This window comes from Ectobacillus sp. (assembly GCF_056992975.1).
On record NZ_JBXKMX010000181.1, the window covers coordinates 1 to 9,857 of the forward strand.

Below are 9,857 nucleotides of genomic sequence, written 5' to 3' on the forward strand. Positions count from 1 at the left end.
CCGCACCTTTTGATGTTAAGAGCAAGATGGCAATAATCGTAATTTGTTGACCGATGGAAAGATTAACATGGAATACTTGTGCTAAGAAAATCGTTGCCATCGATAAATAAATAGAAGTTCCATCTAGGTTAAAGGAATAACCTGTTGGAATAACTAGACTCGTTACAGATCTAGAAGCACCGAATTTCTCCATCTTTGCCATCATTCGTGGCAACACGGATTCAGATGAAGAAGTACCTAATACGATAAGAATTTCTTCTTTAATATAGGATAAATATTTCAATAGACTAAATTTATACATTTTAGAAATAAGGAACAAGACAACAAACACAAATAAAAACATAGTTGCATATACACAAATCATGAGTTTACCAAGTGGAATAAGAGTATGAATACCAAATTTTCCAATTGTAAATGCCATTCCACCAAATGCGCCAAGAGGGGCCAATTTCATTACCATACCTAATATATTGAAAAATACTTTTGATAATCTTTCAAAAAAGTCGATAAGAGGTTCCCCCGTTTTGCCAAGCATTGTTAAGCCTGCTCCAAAGAGGATAGAGAAAAACAAGATTTGTAGAATATCTCCTTTATCAAACGCATCAAACATATTAGATGGTACGATATGAAAAAAGAAATCCGCCCAGTTCATTGACTTACCCGTTTGTACAAAAGAGGAAACATCCCCTTTGCTAAGCTTCGATGGATCGAGCCCAGAACCTGGTTTTACCAAGTTAGCAACAACAATACCAATAATAAGGGCAAATGTCGAAACAACTTCAAAGTATAATAGCGCTTTTCCGCCAACACGACCCACTTTTTTCATATTTCCCATATTTGCAATACCAAGTACAATCGTTAAAAAGATAATTGGTGCAATTACCATTTTGATTGCATTAATGAAGGTTTCCCCAATTGCCTTCATCTGTTGTCCCACAGTTGGCCAAAATGTCCCTACAATGATACCTAGAATAATAGCAATCGCCACTTGAAACGTTAGATTCTTAATAACTCTCATGAATGACTCTCCTCCGAAGTTAAATTGCATCCCCTGATTTTGAAAACGGTTACATTTTCACCTGACTAGAACAAAACTTGTAATAGGTTATACTAATTCCCTACAACATAATAGAGAAGTCTAAATAGTATAGCCTATATATCTATTTTTTTATTAATAATATATCATAATTAAATGTAAAGCTATTTTCATGCTATGTCAATATAGAATTAAACATATCAATTAAATTATTTTATTAAATTATTCTCTGTAAGAGCAAATAAAAAAATCAGACGAAAAGTTTTCACCATCGTCTGATTCCCATTCTTATTTTGCCTGTGGAAGGGGCATTTTTAACCATTCACTATAAAAAGCATCAATATCAGGTTCAAAATCCTTTAAGATTGGATACCAAGGTGTGACAGCTTCTACTTCGAGCTGCGTTGCACATTCAGGGCAGTAGTACTCACGAATGACTTGCCATTCTGGATCAGGGGCAAGCATTTTCGGATATAATTCTGCCATTTTTTCCGGGGTGTCTCGTACGTAAATCAGAGAGTGAAGCTTCCAGTTGTCTTTCGCATCACAGAATTCATGACCACAATCACACTTTACAATTCTATCCCCGTTTTTCTTCTGAACAATATACAGGTGAAGACCAGCTGGAAGAAGAATTGGATCATTCCATGGTACTCGTTCCTGCAGAATACTAATGTACGTTTTAAACCGGTCGAAATCCTTAAAATTTGAAAGCATCTCTTTTAACTTGTAAAAATCAATCGTCCCATCCACTAGCTCTTCAATGGTTTTACGATCGTATTGTGTCATGTTATCACCCCATTCAACATTATTTGTCGTTCCGTTTGATTTTCGCCCCGAATACTGGCATCTCTAGCTCATCCTCCGTCAAGTCCCATTCGTTCGGTACATTCCAAAACTCTTTAAACTCGTTCAGAAAGCTTTCGCTAAGTGCAAAGCTACCTGCGTACATATGACGTACCTGTACTTTCGCATCTTTTGCCACGATTGCTTCTCTCTCTTGCTCCATCCACTTCGTAGTAGCTATACCACGCGTAAGTCGTTCTTTTCTAATTTCCTTGCGGCGATTTTCCGTTGCTTGTTCATCGACAACGTACGAACCCTTTTCGTTTTTGCTCACAACGGCTCCGTACACATTCTCTGCATAACGAACAAGAATATGACCGTCATTTAAATCGTCTTCAATCATTTTTGGCTTACGCTCAAGCGGATCTCCGAATCCAGGACCCCCACGAAGGTAGTTTAAATACAGATCGTAATCCTTAAAAATGGTTTCTGTCGTAATAGATTGCTTATCGCGAATTACCTCCTGTGCCTCCATTAATGTTTCATATTCTGGATTATCAGGATCGATATCTCCCCCTGTTGGGATTGGCAAACTCTTTTCAATCCGTTCTTTTATATTCGTACCATGTGCTTCATAACGATATCCGGATGCTGCAGGATATCCGCCCATTAATCCGCAGTCACTTGACATATACCCGTTACCCATAAAGAACATCGTCCAGTCCTTCGCCCCGTACACCATTCGGAGTGTTTCATACCCGCTGCCACCGCGGTATTTTCCATAGCCTGCGGTGTTGGGCTTAATGCTCCGTCCTAAATAAAGAAGTGGCTCTGCTAATTCCCAAATTTCCATATCTCCCATATCGCCTTCAGGATTCCAAATTGCCGCGGCATGGCTAATACCATCTTTCACTGCACTCGCCCCAACACCTTCTGCAGCTGATTCAAAGCTGTTCACAGCATGGTTTTCATTAAACTGATTGTACCCGCCTCCCTGTAGCCAGTTAGACGTATTTGCATTTCCGGCATTCACTTCTTCCAAATAACCGCGTGCAAAATAGTTACGACTAAGGGCGCGCCACAAAGGACTCCAAGCAGAAACAAGGAAGTGCCAAGCATAACTATGGGCTGTACGAATATCATCCGGATTTAACCAGGAACCATATGGAAGATCAAAGCTACTAGCATATAGTGCACCATCATTCACACGGTCATTCGGAATGAGCGTCTGTGACATCATGACCCAAATTCCGCTCGTGATTGCGACAGGCGTTGCATTATAGCTATGCCATCCCCATCTGTTTACACCATCAAAGTTGATTTGAAATTTTCCATCTTTATGAACCGTAAGCTCAGTAGGTGCATGCATAATAGTGTTAACACGAGCGTAAGGAGGCACATCTAAATTTTCATATGGTACGTCAACAAATGAAACCTGGCGATATTTCCCCGGAATCAACAATGTTTTCACCTGATTCACAAAGCCGCGGCGTCCATCCTCAATTACTTCGCGAATAAATTGCTTATACGTGTCAGTGCCTTCCTCTTTGATAATATCAAGAACAAGGTCCCTAATCATATGACAACCGGCAATACGCGTCCGTTCATCAAGAAGCCAATACTTTGTTGTTCGGACAGAACGTTGACTCTCAATTAACCAGTCTTTTAACAACGTATCTGCTTTTCCAATTTTCCGACAAGCAATTTGGTAACCATCGTCATAGCGAGTAACCGGTCCCACCGTCATACTACCTGGAGCCGTTGCTCCTACATCAATTACATGTGTTACTCCGCCTACCCAGCCAATTAACTCTTCTTCATGAAAAATTGGAACAATCGTATGAACGTCGCATGGATGAACATTTCCAATTTGACAATCATTGTTACAGAAGATGTCTCCATCCTCAATCCCTGGGTTTACCTCGTAATCATTTTTAATCATATATTTAATAGCTGCACCCATCGTACCTACATGAATAATAATTCCGGTAGATGTTACAACCGAGTCCGCATCCGGCGTATATAACGTAAAGCATAACTCTCCTTCTTGCTCAACAATCGGGGAGGCTGCTACTTTTTTTGCCGTTTCTCTAGCATGCACGACCCCTCCGCGCAGTTTCGAAAAAATCTTTTCATACCGAATCGGATCCGTTTCTTTAAGCGGCAACGTTTGAAGTCCTGCATAATGGCCTGTAGAACGGCTAACCTCATCAATTTCCTCGCGCATTTGCTTCAGGGTTTTTCCGTCCCAGCCAATGTTTTTGCGTCCCTTCAGACCTTTATCTGTTAGTTTCATATCCATAACCTCCTTTTACATTAGAGTTCGTTCAAATGGAAAATCCGATGTCCATCCAAATACGTTTCAAATCCAGGCGGAATAACAAACGTCGTGGCTGGAGATTCAAGAATCGCAAATGCTTGGATTCTATTGCCCGGTTTCAGCTTTTCCATTTCCCAAATATCCGCCATCAACCATTCGCCTTTCCAATACACGGGACGTTCGCCAAGATATGCATCCTTAGGCGGCGTTTCACCTGTTAAAGGTTCTTCAGAAATTCGAGGTTTAGCAACTTCCACAACACCACGAATGATTGCCCCCGTGATGCTATAACCAAGTTCAGGTGAAGTTGCCGCTTTTGCGTACACTCTTGTATAAGTCTCTTCAAATGCCTCTACCAATGCATCCCAATCGCTTACACTCTTAAATGACGCAATCGGTGCTTCAATTTCAAGGTCGTTTAATTGTCCTTGATATTGCATGCGGAAATAGAGACGGAAATCTACATCTTTTCTATTAAACTGATTTTTCTCGAATTCACCTGCAACTTTTTCCATCAGTTCATCCCAGGCATCTTGCAATACTTTACCGCCAATTAACTTATTTTCATCTTGTGCATCGTTATCTACATTAATATCAAGTGTTTTATCATAGCGATATTCGAAATCTGCAGCGCCGCAACCAAATGCAGAAAATCCTGCTGCCCACGCTGGTACGAGAACCTCCTCGAAACCAAGACCCTTTGTGTAGCCTGCCGTATGAAGAGGACCTCCCCCGCCATATGAGAAACAGACGTATTGAGATGGTGAATATCCTTTGCCTAAAATCATTGACTCTAAATAATTGCGAAGCTGCGATTCTAGCAAGTCGATGACACCGTATGCAGCGTCTTCTACCTCTAACCCGAGCGGGTCTGCAATCTGTTCTTTCACAGCTTCATAGGCGCGTTCCGGATCTAGCTTAACTTCGCCGCCAAGAAAATTATTCGGATTAATTAAACCAAGGACAACATGACAGTCAGATACCGTTACCGTATCTAATCCTCCGTCCGGATAACAAACACCCACTCTCGAGCCTGCGCTGTCCGGTCCAAGTGTTAGCGATTTAAAGTTTGGATCGATTCTGACAAAGCTACCTGCTCCTGCTCCGACAGTATCCATCGCAACAAGTGGCAACGACAGAACCAACCTTGCCATATCCGGACTTGTGTTAATACTTAAATCGCCTTGCGTGATAAGCGCCATATCAAAACTTGTTCCGCCAATATCCGAGCATGCAATATTGCGAATCCCAAGATGTTCACCAAGGTATTTCGCGCCAATTACTCCCCCAATTGGACCTGAAACAAGCGTTCTTGCTAGTTCATTTGCATGTGTACTAATTGTCCCGCCATGACTAGCCATAACACGAAGATCGAAATCTGCTCCGTGATCTCTTAACATCGTATCGATTTTTGCCAATGTCTCGCGAGACGGATCAGCTGCATAAGCTTCAATAATCGTTGTATTCGTACGATGAGACTCTTTTCTAACTGGATAATAATCAACGGAAGCAAAAACAGGTATATCTTTCCCAGCCTTTTGTAATGTAGCAATCGCAATATCTCTAATTTTTCGTTCATGAACAGGATATTTATATGAATGGAGCAAACTGATAACAATTGCTTCCACATCTTGCTCTAACAATTCTAAAATAGCAGGTTCCACCTCATGTTCATAAAGCGGAATGACGACGTTTCCAAATAAATCCACTCTTTCCGTAATACCCTTTGTACATTCCCTAGATACAAGTGGGGGGTCAAAGCGATGTGTGTTTAAATGTAAACGGTCAGAATACGAATAGCCTAGATAAGCCTGAATAGCCCGGCCCATCCGATGAAAGTCTTCCATCCCTTTATTAACAACCAACCCAACACGGCGCCCATTTCTTGATACGAGACGATTTAGCATGGCCGTTCCAGAATATACACCAGCAAGAAGTTTTGGAAACTCTTCTTCTACTGTCGAGCCCCAATATGTAAGAGCATCTCTTGCAGAGTTAAGAAGGCCAATGGATTCATCTTGCGGCGTTGACTGTGCCTTACCTACGACAAAATCGCCTTTGTCATCAATGATGAACGTATCAGTCATCGTTCCTCCGGCGTCTATAGCAAGTATTTGCGCCTTTCTGGTTGTATCTGTTTTCATTCCCATCTCCCCTTTCAAACTATATTTCGTACTCATCTTTTTATATAGCAAGTACTGTGCCAGTTTTTTAGACTTTCAAAATACCAATATGGCTCGGTATTTTCTAAGAAGGAAACCATGTAGTTGTAGCGAATTACTACAACTGTATCGCTACGGATGTTGCATGAAACAATGAAACGGGAGAATTTTCTTATAGATTGCAAAAGGGGGAAACCAATGAAAAATCCTTATATATCTATTTTCTCTACCTACGATTTGCCAAGTAAAGCACAGCAATTGGAAACAATGTGGGAGCAATTTGTTACGAATTTGGACGAGGATGCAATCGTAGAAAACGTAAGGACAACTATTTTTCATTCTTGGAGGCGTTGTCAGGAAACGGGCGTTAACCCTTCACAATTACAAACACAGCTCGCCTTATCAAATTACGAGTTAAACGAACTGCTAAAAAAATCCGAACTCTATCAAATTTCCCGTCCTATTATCGATGACTTATTTCATAAAATGGCGGGTACCGGATATATGATTTCTTTATCTGATCAAAATGGTCGCATTATTTATTTGAAAGGTGATTCCACAACTACTCGTAAAGCTGAAAAAATGAATTTCTCATCCGGCACGGACTGGAGTGAACCTATTGCAGGCACAAACGCAATTGGTACTAGTATTGTTACAAAAAAACCGATTCAGATTTTTTCCGCCGAACACTACTGTCAAGGATGCCATCCATGGACGTGCTCCTCTTCTCCTATCACTCATCCCTTTACTAAAGACATCATAGGTGCAATCGACTTCACAGGACTTTGGAATCACGCCCAGCCTCATACGTTAGGACTCGCAATTTCTATGGCACAGGTTATTGAAGCACAGCTCGCACAAATCTATATGAAAGTAAACAGCTATTTAACCGATGTTTTTTTTCGTGAAAGCAGTAAATGGAAAACCGAAGATATTCTTGTACTTAATCGTGCCCTGCTTGTTGTACAATGCAGTCAACATCTAATGGATCAATTTAATCTATCAATCGAATTGAAAATTACCGAACATCCTCATTTTATTCGCCTAGTAAATGAACTGGATTTAATGTCAAAATTCACTAACCGAAACCCAACCAAAAATAATTTGATGGTTCAAGATTTTCAAATAATGGATATTAACCGAATTTATTATATGGATGCTTTTGTCGGCTATATGATTGTATTTAAAGACAACAAAAATAAGGAAAAAGCTCCTTCAGTAGGAATTCCACAAGATGGACCTTGGACAGAGGTCATTGGAACGTCAACAAACTTCACAGCCGCTTTATTTAAATGCCATAAAGCCTCTCTATCAAATGTTCCCATTCTTCTATTAGGAGAAAGTGGAACAGGAAAAGAGAAAATTGCACAAACCATACATAAATCAAGTAATAGATGTAACAAACCGTTTATAGCTATTAACTGCGGTGCTATCCAAAAAGAACTGATTGGAAGTGAATTATTCGGATACGAACGCGGAACCTTTACCGGAGGGGTAACAGGAGGAAAAAAGGGGAAATTTGAAGAAGCAAATGAAGGTACCTTATTTTTAGATGAAATCGGCGAAATGCCGCTAGACTTACAAGTACATTTACTAAGGGTGCTGCAAGAAAAAGAAGTGACCCGATTGGGATCATCCCAGCCTATATCTGTAAATGTTCGAATTATCGCAGCAACGAACAAAAATTTATACGAATTATGTAAAAAAGGGCTATTTCGAGAAGATTTGTTTTTTAGACTAAATGTTGTTACAGTTACCATTCCCCCACTCCGTGACCGAAGGGATGATATTTCACTACTAACGGAATACTTTTTAAAACAGCTTTCTTCCCTATATGGCAAAAACTCGACTTTCCTTTCCGAACCTGCTCAATCCTATCTGTTAGAATACAATTGGCCAGGTAACATAAGAGAACTTCGAAATGCGCTTGAACATGCTGTTATTTTTAGTGATACCTCCGTCATTACATTACAAGACTTGCCATCTTACTTATTTGAAAACGAGACGAACATCCCCCTAACCAGCGACCAAGTAAATTTATCGTTACTCGAAGCAAAAGAGCAAAACATGCTCATCAAACTTTTAAAGGAAATGGATTGGAATATATCTGCAGTCGCAAAGAAAATGAATATAGCAAGATCCACCCTGTATCGGAAGATTAAAAAATATCAGTTACAGCAAGACTAAAAAGAAATTATCTGAAAACAAGTTCTTGAACTCCATTTATTACGTATTGCATAAAAAATAGGTATCATTAGTTTGATACCTTCCAATTTTTCCTATACTATTACACATACCGCATAATATCTATATTTCCTTCACATTTTCCTGTTTTATTTCTTGTTTTAAAAGCGGCATCATAATGATAACCCCAACTATAAACAGTACTGTTGCTACTTCGAAAATAGCTACAAGTGATATTGCTTCTTTCAGCCATCCAGCAATCGTCATCGTTATAACCATTGCTCCCATAAAAAGCGGGGTTAGTATACCATTAACCCGGCCGATAAATGCTGCCTCGGTATTTTGCATAATCATTGTGTTAATTGCAATCTGGATACATGGTAAAACAAGTCCGCATAGAAACTGTGCCGTGAGTGTCAGCCATAACTGCGTGGATAACCCCATCAATAAAAAACCACCGGCGCTCACAAACATCCCGATCATAAGAAGATGCTGCGGAGCATATTTCTTTGCTGTCCCCATAACAATTCCTCCGCCAATAATCATGGCAATCCCATTTACCGCCATTAACCATTGTAGGTGCTCCTTTGGCAACCCTAGTCGTTCAGTCACAAGAAAAACAGTAAGTGGTTGCGTTAATCCGAGTGCCAACCCTGCGGCAACAAAGCAACCACCAAGCAGTGCCAATTCCCGTTTTTTCAGAACATAACGAAATCCAGCCTGCATTTCTTGCCAAAGCGTCGTTTTTTCCTCCTGCGCTTTACTATTGTAATCTGGGGGTAACATAAACAGCACAGTAGCTGATAACAAAAACGCAATCCCCATAATACTAATGGCAGCATCGATACCATATTGCTGATAGACGAATGTACCGATAATCGGACCTAAAATCATAAACATAGCAAAGATAGTTTGATACATAGACATACCTAGTTGAATCAGCTCTTCTGATACATGTAACTTAAACAACTTCATACCAGATGGCTGTGAAAATTGTGACAAAATGGACGAAACGAGCGTTGCAAAAAAGATCACTGTCCAACTGCCAAATATAAGCGTTAGTAAAACAATAAAAATAGACAAGGCGCTCAGAAGATCACACCATATCATTGTTCGCTTCGGACGCCAGCGGTCAGCAAATGCCCCTCCTATAAATGAAAATAAAAAGATAGGTGCAAATTCAGCTACAGAGATAAACGAAACTGCCACTGGATTATTATTTGTCTTCTCCAGTACATACAACAATATAGAATAGTTACGCACCCAAATACCGATTTGCAGAAAAAACACAGACAACAATATTGTGCGAATGACTCTGTTACGAAATAATGCCCCTATTGAAGTGCTTGAAGTTGAATCAACCGTCATA

General features: G+C 40.1%; 6 protein-coding genes. 1 reads left to right on the top strand and 5 read right to left on the bottom strand.

Features of this window, described 5'->3' with window-relative positions; all coding sequences use genetic code 11:
* The 4 genes from AC11ZT_RS08205 to AC11ZT_RS08220 all read right to left on the bottom strand — a co-directional run.
* The coding region (locus AC11ZT_RS08205) for a cation:dicarboxylate symporter family transporter (RefSeq protein WP_484059132.1) at nt 1-1,018 on the bottom strand (1,018 nt) is incomplete at its 3' end.
* A 306-nt stretch (nt 1,019-1,324) separates the two neighbouring features.
* Complete coding sequence (locus tag AC11ZT_RS08210; RefSeq protein ID WP_379971286.1) at nt 1,325-1,825, bottom strand: acetone carboxylase subunit gamma; 501 nt, start codon at nt 1,823-1,825, stop codon at nt 1,325-1,327.
* Between the two features lie 19 nt (nt 1,826-1,844).
* Nucleotides 1,845-4,118: a hydantoinase B/oxoprolinase family protein gene (locus AC11ZT_RS08215; RefSeq protein WP_484059133.1), complete on the bottom strand. Its 2,274-nt coding sequence runs from the start codon at nt 4,116-4,118 to the stop codon at nt 1,845-1,847.
* 20 nt (nt 4,119-4,138) lie between these two features.
* A complete protein-coding gene (locus AC11ZT_RS08220; protein WP_484059134.1) occupies nt 4,139-6,286 on the bottom strand; it encodes a hydantoinase/oxoprolinase family protein in 2,148 nt (715 codons plus the stop codon).
* A gap of 216 nt (nt 6,287-6,502) precedes the next feature.
* Here AC11ZT_RS08220 and AC11ZT_RS08225 point away from each other — a divergent pair, with 216 nt between their 5' ends.
* Nucleotides 6,503-8,491 (top strand): sigma-54-dependent Fis family transcriptional regulator, encoded by a 1,989-nt coding sequence (locus tag AC11ZT_RS08225; protein WP_484059135.1) that lies wholly within the window; start codon nt 6,503-6,505, stop codon nt 8,489-8,491.
* 120 nt (nt 8,492-8,611) lie between these two features.
* Here the strand turns inward: AC11ZT_RS08225 and AC11ZT_RS08230 are convergent, their stop codons facing one another.
* Complete coding sequence (locus AC11ZT_RS08230) at nt 8,612-9,856, bottom strand: MFS transporter (RefSeq protein ID WP_484059136.1); 1,245 nt, start codon at nt 9,854-9,856, stop codon at nt 8,612-8,614.
* Nucleotide 9,857 lies beyond the last annotated feature (1 nt).